18 protein-coding genes and 1 pseudogene are annotated in these 17282 nt (G+C 34.2%); 13 read left to right on the top strand and 6 right to left on the bottom strand.

Going from position 1 to position 17282, the window contains the following annotated elements:
* The first annotated feature begins 141 nt into the window (after nucleotides 1-141).
* The 11 genes and pseudogenes from H3S73_RS08070 to asd all read left to right on the top strand — a co-directional run bounded on the left by H3S73_RS08070 (nucleotide 142) and on the right by asd (nucleotide 9782).
* Entirely contained in the window at nucleotides 142-864 is a 723-nt protein-coding gene (locus H3S73_RS08070; protein ID WP_198236336.1) for a GntR family transcriptional regulator, read from the top strand.
* A complete protein-coding gene (locus tag H3S73_RS08065; protein WP_025316782.1) occupies nucleotides 861-1544 on the top strand; it encodes a GntR family transcriptional regulator in 684 nt (227 codons plus the stop codon). Before H3S73_RS08070 ends, H3S73_RS08065 begins: the two co-directional genes overlap by 4 nt.
* Before the next feature lie 11 nt (nucleotides 1545-1555).
* On the top strand, nucleotides 1556-2023 hold the full coding sequence (locus H3S73_RS08060; protein ID WP_198236335.1) for a PTS sugar transporter subunit IIB: 468 nt from the start codon (nucleotides 1556-1558) through the stop codon (nucleotides 2021-2023).
* Nucleotides 2024-2040: 17 nt separating this feature from the next.
* The gene (locus tag H3S73_RS08055) at nucleotides 2041-2874 is read left to right on the top strand and encodes a PTS sugar transporter subunit IIC (RefSeq protein ID WP_198236334.1); all 834 of its coding nucleotides are present in this window, start codon (nucleotides 2041-2043) and stop codon (nucleotides 2872-2874) included.
* Nucleotides 2855-3676, top strand: coding sequence for a PTS system mannose/fructose/sorbose family transporter subunit IID (locus tag H3S73_RS08050; RefSeq protein WP_198227351.1), 822 nt, complete (start codon nucleotides 2855-2857; stop codon nucleotides 3674-3676). Before H3S73_RS08055 ends, H3S73_RS08050 begins: the two co-directional genes overlap by 20 nt.
* Before the next feature lie 12 nt (nucleotides 3677-3688).
* Nucleotides 3689-4768, top strand: coding sequence for an SIS domain-containing protein (locus tag H3S73_RS08045; protein ID WP_198236333.1), 1080 nt, complete (start codon nucleotides 3689-3691; stop codon nucleotides 4766-4768).
* 2 nt (nucleotides 4769-4770) lie between these two features.
* Nucleotides 4771-5769: an SIS domain-containing protein gene (locus tag H3S73_RS08040; RefSeq protein ID WP_198236332.1), complete on the top strand. Its 999-nt coding sequence runs from the start codon at nucleotides 4771-4773 to the stop codon at nucleotides 5767-5769.
* Between the two features lie 17 nt (nucleotides 5770-5786).
* Entirely contained in the window at nucleotides 5787-6218 is a 432-nt protein-coding gene (locus H3S73_RS08035; RefSeq protein WP_198236331.1) for a PTS sugar transporter subunit IIA, read from the top strand.
* Between the two features lie 214 nt (nucleotides 6219-6432).
* Nucleotides 6433-7176: pseudogene (locus H3S73_RS08030) on the top strand (hypothetical protein).
* Nucleotides 7177-7188: 12 nt separating this feature from the next.
* Nucleotides 7189-8502: a prolyl oligopeptidase family serine peptidase gene (locus H3S73_RS08020; protein ID WP_198236329.1), complete on the top strand. Its 1314-nt coding sequence runs from the start codon at nucleotides 7189-7191 to the stop codon at nucleotides 8500-8502.
* A 176-nt stretch (nucleotides 8503-8678) separates the two neighbouring features.
* Entirely contained in the window at nucleotides 8679-9782 is a 1104-nt protein-coding gene (gene asd, locus H3S73_RS08015) for an aspartate-semialdehyde dehydrogenase (protein ID WP_025316790.1), read from the top strand.
* Nucleotides 9783-9832: 50 nt separating this feature from the next.
* Here the strand turns inward: asd and H3S73_RS08010 are convergent, their stop codons facing one another.
* Genes H3S73_RS08010 through nagB form a run of 3 tightly spaced genes read right to left on the bottom strand, consistent with a single transcriptional unit; the run spans nucleotide 9833 to nucleotide 13061 of the window.
* On the bottom strand, nucleotides 9833-11065 hold the full coding sequence (locus H3S73_RS08010) for an ROK family protein (protein WP_198236328.1): 1233 nt from the start codon (nucleotides 11063-11065) through the stop codon (nucleotides 9833-9835).
* Between the two features lie 35 nt (nucleotides 11066-11100).
* Nucleotides 11101-12243, bottom strand: a complete 1143-nt coding sequence (gene nagA / locus H3S73_RS08005; RefSeq protein WP_198227363.1) for an N-acetylglucosamine-6-phosphate deacetylase — start codon at nucleotides 12241-12243, stop codon at nucleotides 11101-11103.
* An 11-nt stretch (nucleotides 12244-12254) separates the two neighbouring features.
* On the bottom strand, nucleotides 12255-13061 hold the full coding sequence (nagB, locus tag H3S73_RS08000; protein WP_198227365.1) for a glucosamine-6-phosphate deaminase: 807 nt from the start codon (nucleotides 13059-13061) through the stop codon (nucleotides 12255-12257).
* A 246-nt stretch (nucleotides 13062-13307) separates the two neighbouring features.
* On the opposite strand from nagB, the gene nagE reads away from it, so the two are divergent.
* Entirely contained in the window at nucleotides 13308-14801 is a 1494-nt protein-coding gene (gene nagE, locus H3S73_RS07995; RefSeq protein ID WP_086325886.1) for an N-acetylglucosamine-specific PTS transporter subunit IIBC, read from the top strand.
* A 191-nt stretch (nucleotides 14802-14992) separates the two neighbouring features.
* Here nagE and tusC read toward each other — a convergent pair whose 3' ends face one another.
* Genes tusC through fkpA form a run of 3 tightly spaced genes read right to left on the bottom strand, consistent with a single transcriptional unit; the run spans nucleotide 14993 to nucleotide 16580 of the window.
* Nucleotides 14993-15346: a sulfurtransferase complex subunit TusC gene (gene tusC / locus H3S73_RS07990; protein WP_198227369.1), complete on the bottom strand. Its 354-nt coding sequence runs from the start codon at nucleotides 15344-15346 to the stop codon at nucleotides 14993-14995.
* Nucleotides 15347-15375: 29 nt separating this feature from the next.
* A complete protein-coding gene (tusD, locus tag H3S73_RS07985; protein WP_232352458.1) occupies nucleotides 15376-15744 on the bottom strand; it encodes a sulfurtransferase complex subunit TusD in 369 nt (122 codons plus the stop codon).
* Nucleotides 15745-15761: 17 nt separating this feature from the next.
* Complete coding sequence (gene fkpA / locus H3S73_RS07980; RefSeq protein ID WP_198227371.1) at nucleotides 15762-16580, bottom strand: FKBP-type peptidyl-prolyl cis-trans isomerase; 819 nt, start codon at nucleotides 16578-16580, stop codon at nucleotides 15762-15764.
* 236 nt (nucleotides 16581-16816) lie between these two features.
* Between fkpA and fabZ the strand changes: the two genes are divergently transcribed.
* Nucleotides 16817-17263, top strand: coding sequence for a 3-hydroxyacyl-ACP dehydratase FabZ (gene fabZ / locus H3S73_RS07975; RefSeq protein WP_086325882.1), 447 nt, complete (start codon nucleotides 16817-16819; stop codon nucleotides 17261-17263).
* The last annotated feature ends 19 nt before the right edge of the window (nucleotides 17264-17282 follow it).

The raw sequence follows: 17282 nt of genomic DNA, 5'->3' as shown, positions 1-17282 counted from the left end.
TTACGATAAAAATTGTGATCTCTATATCAATTTTGGTTCTCAAAATTGACAACATGTATTTTTTTTATTATTTTTTAAAACATCTTATATGGATTAAGATATATCTAATGGATAAAAAAGCCCACAAATGGAGTGTGACCTTTGGAATATCGTGATATCGCTGTAAAAACAGATGTTGAAGAAAAAATTAGAGCTAATCTCAACATAATTAAAGATAAATCGACAGAAAGAGGACTTGCCGAATACTTTGGTGTCAGTCGAACCACGGTACGCAACGCCTTGAATGATTTAGCGATGGAAGGATATGTTTTTCAAAATGATAAAAACTTACCATTCCATAAAGTTTTTGAAATTAATATGCTAAAGATGTCTTCATTTAGTGAAGAAGTTCAAAAAGAAGATGATATTCAAATAAAAATAAAAGTACTTTCCAACCAGATAATTAAAATGCCTGCTGATTTGAGAGAATTCTTTGGTTCAAATGATCAGTTAATTAGAATTATTCGACAACGCTTTTTAAACCAAGATCCCCTCTCTTATGAAATTACTTATTTACCATCATCAAAATTTAAAAATTTAGATAAAATAGATTTAAACGGTACTTCTCTTTATGAATTTTTAAAAGAACACTACCATTTTACACCAAGCCACGGTAGAGAAGAGATTACTTATGAGGCAGCTACTGATGATAAGGCCAAATATTTACAAGTTGCTGAAGGTACACCAATTTATAAAGTATCAAGCTATAGTTTTGATAATAATTTCCAACCATTTGAACACACCGATCAGTATTTAATTGGCAATCGATTTCGATATCATTTATCGGCTAAAAATATCTTCAATTATGAGGTAACACATCAATGAAGTTATTTGAAAAAGTAGCCTCTCATTTAATGGATGAGATAAATACTGGACATTATAGGGTTGGATCTGAATTACCACCAGAAGGACAGTTGCAAAAGGATTATGCCGTCAGTAGAACAACTGTTCGAAAAGCAATTGATTTGCTGGTTGATAAAAATATGGTGGTTAGGAAAAAAGGAGTTGGTTTATTTGTTGCCCCAACCTTATCTACCCAAAATATTTTAGAAATGACAGGGATTATCAAACCACATATTTACCAGAATCATAAAAAAATTATTAAAGAGACCTATTTAAGGCAAGCCGGAAGTTACTATAGCCAATTATTAAAGATAAAACCTTCCGAGCTAATCTATTACATTAGTTTTTTAGAAGTTGCAAAAAACAGTGTAGTTAAAGAAATTTTTCTCTTACCTCTTAATAATTTTCCCGATTTCCAAATATCTATAATCAAAGTTTTATCAGCACTCGAAATTACTAATTCGGGTAAAAAAAAGGTCGATATATTAGAGCAAGATTTGCAGCTAATTGTGGCAAATGCTGAATTAGCAAAACAGTTACGATGCAAAATTAACGATCCATTATTTAAAATTTCTAATCACTATTTTGATATTAATAGAGAACCAATAGCCATTGAATATAAGTTTGCTAGTAATACTAAATATGTGGTTGATTTCACCTAGGAGGTACTCAAATGATTAAATTATTACGTGTTGATCACCGTTTAGTTCACGGTCAGGTCGTTGTTTCATGGTTTGAAAATGTTGGCGCTAATACAATTTTAGTTGTCAATGATGCTGTAGCAGGTGATGAACTTCGTAAATCAGCAATTCGTTTAGCTAAGCCAGAAAACGCAAAATTGGTAATGAAGTCTGTTGATGACAGTATTGAAGCAATTAACTCGGGTGTAACGGATAAATATCAAATGTTAATCGTTGTTGAATCCGTTGCGGATGCAGAAAAATTAATCCGAGGCACTCAAGGAAAAATAACTAGCCTTAACTTAGGAGGAACTAAACCTCGTGATGGAACTAAGAATTACTCTAAAACGATCAATTTAACAGAATTAGAATCAGAACTATTAGCTGGATTACAGCAAGATGGTGTTGAAGTTTATATACAACAAATACCAAATGAATCTAAGCAGAAATTTGAAAAATAGACTAAAAGGAATACAAAATGAGTATTGTTATTACAGCAATTATTTTGGCCTTGATTGCTATGTTAGCTAATGGTGAATACTTTTTAGGTTCATCAATGTTATCAAGACCTCTCGTTACCTGTACTTTAGCAGGATTAGTAATGGGAGATATCACCCAAGGTATTATTATTGGTGCAACCTTAGAATTAGCCTTTGTTGGTTCATTTTCCATTGGAGCATCTATCCCGCCAGAAATTATATCAGGGAGTGTACTCGGAACGGCTTTTGCAATTGGAGCCGGTAAAAGTACGGCTGTTGCTCTAACTTTAGGTATTCCTATTGCTTCTCTGGTACTAATTGTTAAAAACTTATGTTTCTTATTTATTTTACCTTTCTTTGTTCATAAAGCAGATAAGTATGCGAGTGAAGGAAACGGTAAAGGGGTTGATAGGATGAATATCTTCGGTGGTTTCTTTTCCATCAACCTCCCAATTGGATTAGTGGTCGGACTTTCTTATCTATTTGGTAGTGAAGCAATTAAAGGCTTGCTTGAAGTTATTCCAGATTTTGTCATTAATGGTTTAGGAATCGCAACGGGCTTATTACCTGCATTTGGTTTTGCTATGTTAATGAAAATTATGATCAAAAAAACCAATGCAACATTCTTTATTCTTGGTTTTGCTGTAGCAGTATATATGAAAGTACCTGTCACTGGTGTTGCTATTTTTGGCGCATGTATGGCGTTAATTCTTACTGGTTACTCTTCATTTACCGGCAAAAAATTAACAACCTCAGACAATCAAGAAGTTAATAATTATTCAGGCAATGCTTTAGTAGGACAGGAGATCGACTATGAAAATGAAGAATTCTAAACTTTTAACTAAAAATGATTTAATGAAAACCTTTTGGCGTTCTTTTACTGCGGAGTGGTCATGGAATTATGAACGACAAATGAATTTAGGTTATTCTTTTGCGATCCGTCCCGCTTTAGAAAAAATTTATAGTCAAAAACCAGAACAATTAACTAGTGCTTATCAAAGACATTTAGAGTTTTATAACGTTACGCCTTGGCTAGTTACTTTCCCGTTAGGTATTTCCATTGCTATGGAAGAGCAAAATGCCCTGAATGATGAGTTTGATGAAAGTTCAATTAATGATGTCAAAGTTGCATTAATGGGGCCATTAAGTGGTTTGGGTGATTCATTCTTCTGGGGAACCTTACGAGTTATTGCCACAGGTATTGGTACTTCATTAGCAATGCAAGGCAATATCTTAGGACCACTTCTGTTTCTATTAATTTTCAATGTCCCTGCTATTTTAGCTCGTTATTATGGTCTATTCGTTGGTTATAACATTGGTGCATCTTTTATTGAAAAAGTTCAAAAGACTGGCTTGATGGATAAATTATCTTATGGGGCCTCTATCTTGGGGTTATCGGTTGTTGGCGCTATGGTAGCGACGATGGTGACACTCAATATGCCATTAACAATAGGATCTGGCGACGATGCCACATCATTACAGGATATTTTTAATGGTATTGTGCCACAAATATTACCTTTGTTATTTACCTTATTTATCTTTTTATTAGATAAAAAAGGCCTTAAAGCACCTTGGATTTTATTACTTATAGCTTGTATCGGTATTTTTGGCGCTTGGAGTGGATTATTAGGATAATAAGGGGAAAAAATGAAAAGTATCGCTGATTATGTTGCATTAGAGCCTGAATATTATCAGAACATCTTGGATGATTATCAAACACTGTTCACCCAACATATTGACTTAAGTAAAATTAAACAACTTGACTCAATTGTCATATTTGCAACAGGTTCAAGTTCTAATGCAGCTTATGGAGCAAGATCTTTAATGAGTAAAATCTTAAAGATACCTGTTTATATTGAGGATCCATCAATCGCTGCTAATTATTTACATTACAGTGATCCTAATACTTTGTATTTTGCTATTTCACAAGGTGGGGAAAGTTATTCAACGATTCATTTAGTTGAAGAATTTATAAAAAATAACCAAACCATCTATACGCTCACCAGCAATCCCAATAGCCCACTGTATAAAATTAGTAATCATGTGTTATCTATGGGAATTCCCGTTGAGGAAATGCCTTATGTAAGTGCCGGTTATAGCGTAACCATTCTTGATTTAATATTGATTTCCTTAGTGATTGCTCAAAAAAAGGGTAGTTTAAACGATCAACAATTTAACAGCTATCTGGATCAACTTCAGAAAGTAACTCATTTACTTCCTAAAGTCATTGAACAATCCCAAATGTGGGTCAATCAATATCAACATCAGTTTTATCACGCTAAAAGAGTAATATTTATTGGTTATGGCGCAACCTACGGAGTTGCTAGAGAAGGCGAAACAAAATTTACCGAAACCGTACGTAATACCGCTTTTGGTAAGGAACTCGAAGAATACATGCATGGCCCATATTTAGGATTACATGAGGATGATCATATCGTGTTTCTTGAGCCCCACGGCCAGTTAGCTCAACGAGCAAACTTATTAAAAGTATTTTTAGATAAACATGTTAAAAATGTCTCAACCATTTACGCCAACAGCAGTAACAATCTTAAAGAAGAGGACTTGTGCCTTAATGTCGATATAGATGAATTATATGCATCATTGTTTATGACTGTCCCTATTCATCTATTAAGTTACCAAGTTTCAAGATTAAAAGGTCATAACCTTGAAAAATCAACCTATCCAGAATTTGATGAAATAACTAGCTCGAAAATTAAGAGGATCTAAAAATGAGAAAATATGATGAAAAGAAAGAATTAGACAGCATGAATGGTGCTTTAGCATTGAGACCACAAATTAATGAATTTATCGATAAAATCCACGAGCGTGGTTATAGCAATGTTTGTTGGTTAGGTATTGGTGGTACTTATGCATCATCAATGCAAGCGGTTGTCCATATGAAGGAAAAAACAGCCATTGAAACTTTCGTTCAACATGCTGCTGAATATTTAGTCACAGGCAACAAACGTATCACTAAAGACACATTGATTATTATTTCTTCTGTAACAGGTACAACACAAGAAGTTGTTGCTGCTATTGATAAAATTAAAAAAGAAGTTGGTTCAACTGTATTCGCTTTCATGGATAAAGCAGATACTCCATTAGGAAATATGTCAGATCATGTGGTTGTTTACCCAATGAATGAACAATTAAAATTCTTTATGACAGCGGATCGTTTAATGTTTTTAGCGGGTGAATTCCCTGATTATGATGAGTTTTATCAAGAAATGGATCAACATTTTGCCAAAAATATCGTTGCTGTTGCGAAAAAAGCCGATAAATTTGGTCAAGAAGTTGCTGAAAAACACCATAACGACTCAATGCACTATTTTGTTGGTGCGGGTAATCAATGGGGTGCAACGTATTCTCATGCTATGTGTTATTGGGAAGAACAACATTGGTTACGATCAAAATCAATTGAATCAGCAGAGTTCTTCCATGGTACGTTAGAAGTTATCGACCGTGACACTGCAGTCACTGTTTATGTTGGTGAAGATACTCAGCGCCCATTAAGTGAAAGAGTGGCTAAATTCTTACCTCAGATCTGTGGTAATTACACCATTATCGATACCAAAGATTATGAATTACCAGGCATATCAGAAAAATATCGTGGAAACCTTTCACCATTTGTTTTCCGTGCTATTAATAACCGTATTGATGCTTATGTTGAACATTTAAATCGTCATCCAATGACAATCCGTCGTTATTATCGTTGTTTAGATTACTAAAATAGGAACTTAACCCGATGATTTCTGTATTAGTCAGTACACATGGTTCAACAGCGAAAGGCTTAATTGAAACAACTGAAATGATTTGTGGTAAACAATCTCAGTGTGAAGCTGTTTCGTTTGCAATGGGACAATCAACAGATGATTTTCAACAACAACTGCAACAAAAACTAAAAGATTTACAAGCTTTTGGATCAGATATTGTATGTTTTGTTGATTTAAAAGGTGGAACACCATTTAATACTTTAGTTAGATTGATGGCTGATTTTCCTAATATAGAAATAGTCACTGGTGTAAATGTGCCCATGTTGTTAGAAACTTTTATGCAACGCGATGATGTAAATCTACCAACATTGTTGCCAGATATTATACAAGCTGGAACTCAAGGAATTGAGCGGTATAATATGGCCTCAATGAGTGTAGATGAATCAAGTGATGAAGATTTCTAAAATCGACAACTCACCAAACTTAAATAAGCCCGAATTATCGGGCTTTTTTATCAAAATAAATTATTTAAATAGCAATAATAATCTATAGGTATTGGTAAATTGTGAATCAATACAAATAAATAATAATAACCATTTGATATATCATGATATAAATGATAGAAATAGGTAATTACTTAAGTTTCATTTTTTATAAATATGATAAAGGGAAACGATAATGTTCTTATTCAAAAAATATTTTTATATCATTATCATCTTTTTATCATTAATGAACTGCATTAGTTGTGTATCTAAAAACTCTTATTCATCAGTCGACAACTATGGTTGGATGGAAACCGATCAAGCACGAACCAATGAATGGTTATTAACAAAGTCACATGAAACCCAAAAAATACTTAATGCTCTGCCTTGGAAAGCTTCTGTAGTAAAACGATTTAATACCTTAACAGCCTATGATTCCCAACCATTCATATGGAATATTCAGCGTGTTGGCGATCATTGCTTTTACCTGAAAGAAACGGAGAACCATCCTTATAATCGTTTGTTTGTTAAAGATCGACTTGGCAAAGAAAAATTATTAGTCGATCCGCCAGTAGGATATGGTATATATAATTTCTACCCATCAAATGATGGTAAGCATGTTGCTTATGCTATTTCTGAAAATGGCTCTGAAATTTCAGCTATCAATGTGATTAATGTAAAAACTAGAGCACACCTACCCGATAGCATATCCGGCATTACTATGCCAAATTTAGTATGAACGCAGAATAATTCATCTTTTTTCTATCATCGTAATGATCTTGCTGATTCTGATAATCGAAAGTCAGGAACGGAAAAACTTTATCTTCATCGTTTAGGCACCGATATTGAAAAGGATTTAGCTATTTTTGGCAAAGCCAATATTGTGAATTATCAAGCTAATACTGACCAATATACCTACTTATCTCTATCTGCCAACTGAGCCGTTGCTTCAGTGGAATCTTCAATATCCGGTGATACCATAGATTTGTATTTAACCGACTCTACTTCTCTTAATTTGGAAAACAAACATTGGAAAAAGATCATCGATAGAAAACAAAATGTAACGGATTTTTTGGTGCAAGATAATTGGCTTTACTTGGCTAAATATAACAACTTTTCAGGTTATACCATTTCTCGATTAAACCTTGATAATATCCATTCGCCAGAAGAAAAAATAATAGAATGGAAAAAAGGGGAACTGACGGAGTTTACAGCAAGCAAAAATGCTATTTATCTTGCTTATTATGAATCTGGAACATCTAAATTTGTTACTATTCCTTTCGCCGATATACATACTATCAAATCCATTCCGATTACTAATGGTAATGAGGTAACGGCTATTTTTTCTAGTTCAGATCACAAAGAGATTTTATTTACTCAACAAAATTGGAATATACCACCAAAAATATGGCAATATGATCCTGATAGTCAGTTAATTGAAGATTCTAAAATAATAAAGACTGATGCATCACTATTTGCAGATTATGAATCAGAGCAAAAATGGGTTAAATCCAATGATGGCGAGCTCATTCCTCTTACCCTTATTCATCGAAAAGGAATCAAACTTGATGGCAATAATCCAACTTGGTTAACGGTTTATGGAGCCTATGGCGAAAGTAATTATCCTAATAATTATGATACCACCCGTTTAATTTGGCTTGAGAAAGGGGGAATTATTGCTATTGCCCACGTTCGTGGTGGTGGAGAACTCGGACCTAAATGGCATCATGATGGAAAAGGAAAAAATAAAATAAATTCAGTCAATGATTTTATCAAATGCGCGAAATACCTTATTGATCATCGTTACACAAACTCATCCAAGCTAGTCATTAGTGGTGCCAGTGCCGGTGGCATTGTAATTGGCGTGGCATTAGCAACACATCCGGAACTTTTTGCCGCCGCATCAATCACCTCAGGTATGTTGAATATGAGCCGTTTAGATCAAATACCAATTGGTAATGCTAATTTTCTGGAATTTGGTTCACCTTTTAATAAGCAAGAATTTAATAATCTGCAAACGATCGATGCTTATCTTAATCTACGTGAAGATGTTAACTACCCACCGGTTATGATTTCAGTCGGATTGAAAGATGAGCGTGTATTTCCTTGGCAGAGTGCAAAATTTTCAGATCGACTTAATGAGATTAATCACACCTCTTTAGACGAACAGGTCTTGGTAATTGCTAATGAAGATGCAGGCCATTTTGTTAATAATTTTGTCAATATAGTGGTGTTTTTTATGTGGAAAACGAATATTACTGACTAGCTTATGATGTGCTAATTTTTGTATAACATTCAGTTTTGTCTATAAAATTATATATAACACCACGTTATCATATCCGCTACTACAAAAATAATTCTTATCTTACTTGTTTTATTACAATATTTTGTTTTAATAGTAGATAATCTTTACCTATAACATCTACTTATTGGAAATAAACTATGAAAAATGTTGGTTTTGTCGGTTGGCGAGGAATGGTTGGTTCTGTTCTTATGCAACGAATGGTTGAAGAACATGATTTTGATTATATCAACCCTGTTTTCTTTTCTACATCACAAGCTGGTCAAGCTGCGCCTACTTTTGGCGGTAAAACAGGAACATTACAAAGTGCAGATAATATTGATGCGTTAAAAGCATTAGATATTATTGTGACCTGCCAAGGTGGTGATTACACGTCTGAAATTTATAAAAAATTACGTGCAACAGGCTGGCAAGGTTACTGGATTGATGCCGCATCAACTCTACGAATGGAAGATGATGCTATTATTGTTCTTGATCCTGTAAATAAAGCTAACATCCATGCCGCTTTAGACAAAGGAATAAAGACCTTTGTTGGTGGTAACTGTACGGTAAGTTTGATGTTAATGTCACTCGGTGGATTGTTCGCAGAAAATTTAGTTGATTGGATATCTGTTTCTACTTACCAAGCGGCTTCTGGTGGTGGTGCTCGTCATATGCGCGAGTTATTAACACAAATGGGAATGCTTAATGCTGAAGTAGCTAAAGAACTACAGGATCCTAATTCTTCTATCTTAGATATAGAACGCAAAGTTACCCAAAAAATGCGAGATGGTAGCTTACCAACGGATAATTTTGGTGTTCCATTAGCTGGTAGTTTAATTCCTTGGATCGATAAAGCTTTAGATAATGGTCAAAGTAGAGAAGAATGGAAAGGTCAAGCTGAAACGAATAAAATTTTAGGTACTAGCGAAATTATCCCTGTTGATGGACTTTGTGTGCGTATCGGTGCATTACGCTGTCATAGCCAATCATTCACAATTAAGTTGAAAAAAGACATCAGTGTTCCAGAAGTTGAAAAATTACTTGCTGCGCATAACGATTGGGTTAAAGTTGTTCCAAATGATCGTGAACTTTCAATGCGAGAACTCACTCCTGCTGCTGTTACAGGTACATTAACTACACCTGTTGGACGTTTACGCAAACTTAATATGGGTAAAGACTATTTATCTGCCTTTACCGTTGGCGATCAGTTATTATGGGGTGCAGCCGAACCATTAAGAAGAATGCTTCGTATCTTAGCTTAATCAACAAAAAAGCCCGGTTAACGGGCTTTTTACGCTATAAATAAATGCCATTATACAGTTATATCGTTTTCGAGTAATATCATTAATAATGAACCATTAAATAAAGCTTGTTGCACCAATGCAAATGCACCAATTGCCGAACGGTCATTGAGTGATGAACAATTGATAGTAAGATTTTTTCTTAACTCTTCTAAGCTTTGTGCATTTAACGCGCAGTTTACCGCATTTAACAATATTTCTGATGATTTAGTTAATTCACCCGCTAACACGATTTGTTGTGGATTAAAGATATTGACCATAATAGCAACTGCACGACCTAGATTTTCACCCGCATCTTTGATTAACTTGATGGAAAGTTCATCACCTTGATTTGCATAATGACAAATATTAGCAATACTGCATTCATCCAGAGATAATTGAGTTGGGTAGCCTTGTTCAATCATCTGTTTGGCTCGATGCTCAATCGCATTATTAACCACTCGATTTTCTAAACAACCAAAATTGCCACAATGGCAGCGTTCACCTAACGCATCGACTTGAATATGACCAACTTCACATGCACTTTGATTATGATTAGTTAGTAATTGTTGATTAATAATAACACCAGAACCGACTCCTCGATGGACACGTATTAAAATAGAATCATCCACATTCTGTGTCGTACCAAAATAGCTTTCAGCCAATGCCAAACTTTGAATATCATTACCTAAAAAAATTGAAACATTAAATTGTTTTTGTAACTCTTTAGCTAATGGCCATTCTTTAACTTGAATGTGAGGCATATAACGAATCATACCATGTAAAGAATCAATCAATCCAGGAAGTACGACTGATATAGCAATAAGATTTTTTATTCTTTTATTATTTTCTTGAATAAATTGCTCAATTAATTTAATCAGATATTTTTGCGCAAGCTCCTGCGTAAAATGCGTTAATGGATATACATTCGATGCTAAACAGCGACCACCAATATCATAAAGTTCAATTGTTACATGTGAACGACTGAGCTGAACAGCAATAGTCTGATAATTGTTAAATTTAGCTTCAATTGAAACAGCAGGACGCCCTCCCGTTGACTGTTGTGCATCAACTTCTCTAATCAGTTTTTTTTTAATTAGTTGGCGAGTAATCTTAGTAATGCTGGCTGGTGCTAAATGGCTAATTTCAGCTAATTGAATACGAGAAATAGGAGCATGCTGAACGATCAAACGATAAATCATAGCGTAATTTAGCTGTTTGATCAGATCAGCATTTCCAACTAAGTTTAGATAATTAAAGGTCATACGATATCTCAATATTTCATTAATTATCTTACATTCTAGCCGTTGATCTCTCCATTAACAACCGTTTTAGTAATAGTAAAGTTACGATCAAAGATAACTAAGTTGGCTATTTTACCTTCACTAACGCTACCAAGGGTTTTATCAACACCGATTGCTTTCGCTGGATAAAGGGTTGCCATTCTTAATGCTTCGTCCAATGCAATACCAACATATTCGACTGCATTTTTTACTGCATCAATCATGGTTAAAGCTGAACCGCCTAATGTACCTTTTTCATCTACACAACGACCATCTTTATAATAAATGGTTTTACCTGCAAATACCGCTGATGTTAAATTTGACCCAGCCAGCAACATAGCATCAGTAATTAATATCAAGTGATCTTGTTTGATTTTATGGCTGTTTCGGATATTTGCCCAGCTAACATGTTGTCCATCGGCAATAATACCAACATAAACGTCAGGTTCATCATAAATTGCACCAACTACACCTGGTTCGCGCCCAGTAATATATGGCATAGCATTAAATAAATGTGTACCTAAACGAATACCAGCATTAAAACCTCGACGGCAATCATCGTAATGACCGTTGGAATGGCCAACTGAAACATGAATACCAGCATTAACCAATTGTTTAATAAAATGAGCTTCAACTTTTTCTGGTGCTAAAGTAATAATTTTAATAACATCGGCATTATCACAAAGGAAGTCGATCATTTCTTGAGATGGTAGACGGATGATATTTTCATCATGGATACCTTTCTTCTCAGGATTGATATAAGGCCCTTCAAGATGTAAACCCAATGCTTGGTTAGGATGTTTAACTAAGTATTCACGCATCACTTTTACCGCTTTTATCATAAATTCATCTGTTGATGTGATTAAAGTCGGTAAATAGCTAGTACACCCATAAGCAAGATTAGTCTCTTGCATTTTTTCTAATGTTTCAACGCTTAACGCATCAAGTGTTTCATTAAATTGCACACCACCACAACCATTTACTTGGATATCAATAAACCCAGGCGCAACAATAGCACCTTGTAAATCTTCAATAGTGATATTTGCAGATAGTTCGTCTTGTTTACAGATCTTAGCAATCTTATCGCCGTCGATAATAACGGCGTGATTTTCAAGAATTTCATAACCTGTATAGATACGACAATTTGTTAATGCGTACATTGGTTTATCCTTTATAAAACGGTCACTTTTAGATTATCAGCTTCCATTTGTTTAAAATATTTTAAGGTTTTTACTTTAAGATCATCAGTACTTGGCTCATCACAAACAATAAGCGATGCTGGATGCATTTGTAATGCAGTCACAGTCCAAAGATGATTAACCGAACCTTCAACTCCTGCTTGCAGTGCTAAACTCTTATTATGACCACAAACTAATAAAATGACTTCTTGTGCATCCATTAAAGTTGCAACACCAATAGTCAATGCATGTTTTGGCACTTGGTTAACATCATTATTAAAAAAACGGGAGTTAGCAATTCGTGTATCTTCGGTTAATGTTTTAATGCGAGTACGAGAGCAAAGCGAAGAGCCTGGTTCGTTAAAAGCAATATGTCCATCTTGCCCAACACCACCAACAAACACATTGATCTTACCATAACTTTTAATTTTTTCTTCATACTGACGGCATTCTTCGTCAATATCTGCTGCATTACCATTTAATATATGGATGTTGTTTTTATCAATATCAATATGGTTAAAGAAATTTTCATACATAAATGTGTGATAACTTTCTGGATGATCCTCTGGAAGTCCTACATATTCATCCATATTAAACGTAACCACATGTTTAAAACTTACCTTGCCTGCTTGATATTGTTTAATAAGTTGTTCATACATGACCAATGGTGAACTTCCTGTTGGTAATCCCAAAACAAACGGACGATCAGCTGTCGGTTTGAAATCATTGATTTTTTTTACAATGCGCTGCGCCACCCAGGCCCCAACTTCTTGTGCATTTTGTAAAGGAATAAGCCTCATGCGATAATACCTCTTTTGATATAATTAAATAACTTTTTTTTATAAATAAAATATGTTGACTGTATTTTACTATATTAACTAAATTAATCAAAAAAAATCGTGACATAAATCACATAAAATGCATAATTAATTTGCGAAGTAAAATAATATAAGGTGAAATAGGATCGATCGTTTACTACTATTTGAAAATGTATAATAAAAGATCATTTTTAAATATAGTTTTAATAAATATATGAGGTTAAACTAATGGGAATTTTAGCTTATATGCAACGTATTGGGCGCTCGCTTATGGTGCCAGTTGCTGTATTGCCTGCTGCTGCAATACTTATAGGAATAGGGAATTGGATTAATGGTATGCCATGGGGCTCCGGTAGCATTGTTGCAACATTTTTAACTCAATCTGGTGGTGCTATTATCGGTAATATGGCAATATTGTTTGCAATTGGTGTGGCTTACGGTATGTCTAAAGACAAAGATGGCGCGGCAGCGTTATCGGGATTAGTCGGATTTTTAATTATTACCACACTTTTATCAACTAAGTCATATGCCCTTTTTAATGGGATTGATATTGAACAAGCTGGTTGGGAAAAATTAGTACCACTTGCATATGACAAAATTAATAATCAATTTATTGGGATATTAGTTGGGGTTATTTCTGCGGAAATTTACAATCGATTTAATTCGGTCGAATTACATAAAACGTTAGCTTTTTTCAGTGGTAAACGTTTAGTCCCGATTATTGTATCTATTGTAATGCTCTTGGTTTCCTTTATTTTATATTTTATCTGGCCAATGGTTTTTAGTATTTTGACTTCATTTGGTGAACAAATCAAAGATTTAGGTTCAGCTGGAGCAGGTATTTATGGTTTCTTTAACCGTCTACTAATTCCTGTTGGTTTACACCATGCGCTAAATTCAGTATTTTGGTTTGACGTAGCAGGTATTAATGATATTGGTAATTTCTTGCAACCGGAAAAAAGTCTTGCGGCGGGTACGGCAACGATAGGGATTACTGGCCGTTATCAAGCAGGTTTCTTCCCAATTATGATGTTTGGTTTACCTGGCGCAGCATTAGCTATGTATCATACAGCGAAAAAAGGGAATAAAGATAAAACGGCTTCAATTATGTTAGCAGCTTCTTTCGCCGCTTTCTTTACTGGTATTACTGAACCGTTAGAATTTGCCTTTATGTTTGTAGCGCCAGTGCTTTATTTAATTCATGCTATTTTAACTGGTATTTCTCTATTTATTGCTGCAACTATGCAATGGATATCTGGATTTGCATTCAGTGCTGGTTTAATCGACATGTTACTGCAATCAGGCAACCCATTAGCTGTTCATTGGTACATGCTAATCCTTCAAGGTTTAGTGTTCTTTGTTGTTTACTATGTAGTTTTCCGTTTTGTGATTGTTAAATTCAATTTAAAAACACCTGGACGTGAGGATGATGATAGTGCGGACACCACAGTAGAAGAAACACAACAAAAAGCAACAACAAGTGATTTATCAACACTTGCTCAGCAATATTTAGCAATCGTTGGTGGTAAAGAAAATCTAACCAATATTGATTCTTGTATCACACGTTTACGTTTAAGTGTAAAAGACACAGATCTAATTGATGAACAAGCGGCAAAAGCTCTTGGCGCTATGGCAGTAATTAAATTAGGGAAAACAGGTGTACAAATTGTAGTTGGTCAGCAAGCAGAAAAAATCGCCAATCATATGAAAGAATTAGTATAGTAAAAAGTTAATAAAATTATATTAATAAAATAATCCACAATATTTATACAGTATAAAAAATAGCGTGGATTATTTATTTTGCCTCATCCAATCTCATAAAAATTACGTTAATCCTAATCCATTAGCTGTCTCTTTTTATAAATCTTGTTTGTAAAAAAGTTTCAGATTATCTATACGTTTCAGTATAAAAATTAGAATGTTAAGATTACATCTTGGATATTTAATAATTGATTTAATGATTGGTTATTAATAACTTTACAAGCAATATTCTGTGTTACCTTAGCAAGGTTTCGTGTATTAAGTGAAGATTCGCATACATAAACATCTTCAATATCATAAAGTTCAAGCATATTAAATGTCGCAATATAATCACGCATTAAAATGTGTTCTGGAGATTGATTAGGCAACAGATGGAATACACCATCATCAATAAAAAAAACAGAAATATGATTAAATGCGGATGCAGCTAAGGCTATATCCAATGCTTCTCGACCTTTAGCACTGCCATGAGGTGGTGAACTAATAATAATTGCGACTTTTTTCATTTACCAGCCTTAATACTAAAATTTTAATACTAAAATTGAATAGTTCGATCTGTTTCTGCAATAGATGCACTTAATTCACCAAGCCCAGTTAACTGAAAACAATCAGCAAGATTCGTTTCAATAACACCTCGTCTTTGAGCGGCAGCGACACAAATAGTTAACGTTAAACAATACTCTTTTGCCAACGCCTGCCATGCCGATACTAAATCAAATTCATCACTAGCGGGATCGGTAAACTTATTACCATTATAGATACCATCTGCATAAAAAAAGATATTTTTAATTGTATGGGAAGTTTTGGATAGCAAAGTTTGTGCAAATTGATAGGCACAATAAGCAGATTGGGTCCCATATGCGGGACCCATAACAACAAGTGTATAACTTAATGAATCAGTCAAAATTAGTCAGCTAAATCTTATTTAGCACTATTGTTGTTTTTATTTTGATCAGATGTTGATTGTTCAGTTTTATCATTGTTATCACCATCAATACCAAGTAATTCAACTTCAAAGACTAATGTTGATGCTGGTTGAATACCTGCTTTATCATCTTGACCAGGAAAACTTTGATCACCATATGCTAAATCTGGTGGTACCACAAGTTTGATTTTACCGCCCACACCAACTAATTGAATTCCTTCAGTCCAACCTTTAATTACCGCATTAAGAGGGAAAGTTGCAGTTTCACCTCGGTCATAAGAACTATCGAATTTACGACCATCTGTTAAAGTGCCTGTGTAATGAACAATAACGGTGTCATCAGCTTTTGGATGGCGATCTGAACCTTCATTGATGATTTGATAAAGTAATCCAGATTTCGTTTGTTTAACACCTTCTTGTTTAGCAAATTCTTCCCGGAATTTATCACCAGCAGCAGTATTTTCCGTTTTTTCTTTTTCAAAACGAGCTTTACTTTCTTCTTGAATTCGTTTACCAAATGCTTCTAAAACATCTTTGACTTCATCTTTTGAAAGTTGAGAAGCATCACGGAATGTTTCATTAAAACCACTAATTAGATATTCTTTATCTGGACTAATTTCATTTTGCTCCAAATTTGTTGCCATGTATGAAGCAAATGAAGAGCCTAATGCATAAGCTTCTTTTTGTGCATCAGTTGATATGGTCACTTTATTGGTACTGGCGTTGTTATCGGTTGTATTTTTTTTATCATCACACCCAACCAATGCTAATACGATTGCACTACTTACTAATGTCATTTTAATCAATGATTTCATACTACCTCTCCGAGTTAGAAACTTTTATAGCTCAATTTTACTATTTGAATTATTATAAATGATTTAATGTAAGATAATATAGTTTTTACAAATCATTTATGTAAATAAATTATAATAACATAGCATAAGCAGATTCATATAAAAGAAAAGTACTATTCAAATCATTCTTGAGTGAAAGCCATATCCTCAGTTATAATAGGTGCAATTTATAGCAAATAATATAAAGGATAGCTATTTTGACTACCGAACTTAATACCCTTGATATTGAAGAAATCATCAGTTTATTGCCTCATCGTTATCCATTTTTGATGGTTGATCGTGTACTTAGCTATGAAAAAGGCAAAACATTAAAAGCCATTAAAAATGTCACTTTCAATGAACCATTTTTCCAAGGCCACTTTCCAAATAAACCGATTTTTCCTGGCGTTTTAATTCTAGAAGCGATGGCTCAAGCAACTGGAATTTTAGCTTTCAAAAGTATTGAAGAGTTATCTCCGGGACAACTTTATTATTTTGCGTCAATTGATAAAGCTCGCTTTAAACGCCCTGTAGTGCCTGGTGATCAACTCGTATTAGACGTTGAATATATTAAAGAACGTCGTGGTATTGCATTGTTCCATGGTGTTGCAACCGTTGATGGTAATCTGGTTTGTGAAGCCGAAATGATGTGTGCACGTAAATAATATTGATTTTGAAATATCC

The sequence above is a fragment of the Gilliamella sp. B14384G12 genome (assembly GCF_016101825.1).
Taxonomy (GTDB): Bacteria; Pseudomonadota; Gammaproteobacteria; order Enterobacterales; family Orbaceae; genus Gilliamella; species Gilliamella apicola_N.
This window is presented reverse-complemented; position numbering and strand designations above follow the sequence as displayed.

Bases quoted from the DNA above. Each gene is read 5' to 3' on its own strand.
- nagB (WP_198227365.1), bottom strand. From the start codon at position 13,061: ATGAGGCTTATTCCTTTACAAAATGCACAAGAAGTTGGGGCCTGGGTG.
- nagA (WP_198227363.1), bottom strand. From the start codon at position 12,243: ATGTACGCATTAACAAATTGTCGTATCTATACAGGTTATGAAATTCTT.
- H3S73_RS08055 (WP_198236334.1), top strand. From the start codon at position 2,041: ATGAGTATTGTTATTACAGCAATTATTTTGGCCTTGATTGCTATGTTA.
- H3S73_RS08010 (WP_198236328.1), bottom strand. From the start codon at position 11,065: ATGACCTTTAATTATCTAAACTTAGTTGGAAATGCTGATCTGATCAAA.
- fkpA (WP_198227371.1), bottom strand. From the start codon at position 16,580: ATGAAATCATTGATTAAAATGACATTAGTAAGTAGTGCAATCGTATTA.
- H3S73_RS08065 (WP_025316782.1), top strand. From the start codon at position 861: ATGAAGTTATTTGAAAAAGTAGCCTCTCATTTAATGGATGAGATAAAT.
- H3S73_RS08040 (WP_198236332.1), top strand. From the start codon at position 4,771: ATGAGAAAATATGATGAAAAGAAAGAATTAGACAGCATGAATGGTGCT.
- H3S73_RS08050 (WP_198227351.1), top strand. From the start codon at position 2,855: ATGAAAATGAAGAATTCTAAACTTTTAACTAAAAATGATTTAATGAAA.
- H3S73_RS08060 (WP_198236335.1), top strand. From the start codon at position 1,556: ATGATTAAATTATTACGTGTTGATCACCGTTTAGTTCACGGTCAGGTC.
- nagE (WP_086325886.1), top strand. From the start codon at position 13,308: ATGGGAATTTTAGCTTATATGCAACGTATTGGGCGCTCGCTTATGGTG.
- H3S73_RS08045 (WP_198236333.1), top strand. From the start codon at position 3,689: ATGAAAAGTATCGCTGATTATGTTGCATTAGAGCCTGAATATTATCAG.
- tusC (WP_198227369.1), bottom strand. From the start codon at position 15,346: ATGAAAAAAGTCGCAATTATTATTAGTTCACCACCTCATGGCAGTGCT.
- H3S73_RS08035 (WP_198236331.1), top strand. From the start codon at position 5,787: ATGATTTCTGTATTAGTCAGTACACATGGTTCAACAGCGAAAGGCTTA.
- asd (WP_025316790.1), top strand. From the start codon at position 8,679: ATGAAAAATGTTGGTTTTGTCGGTTGGCGAGGAATGGTTGGTTCTGTT.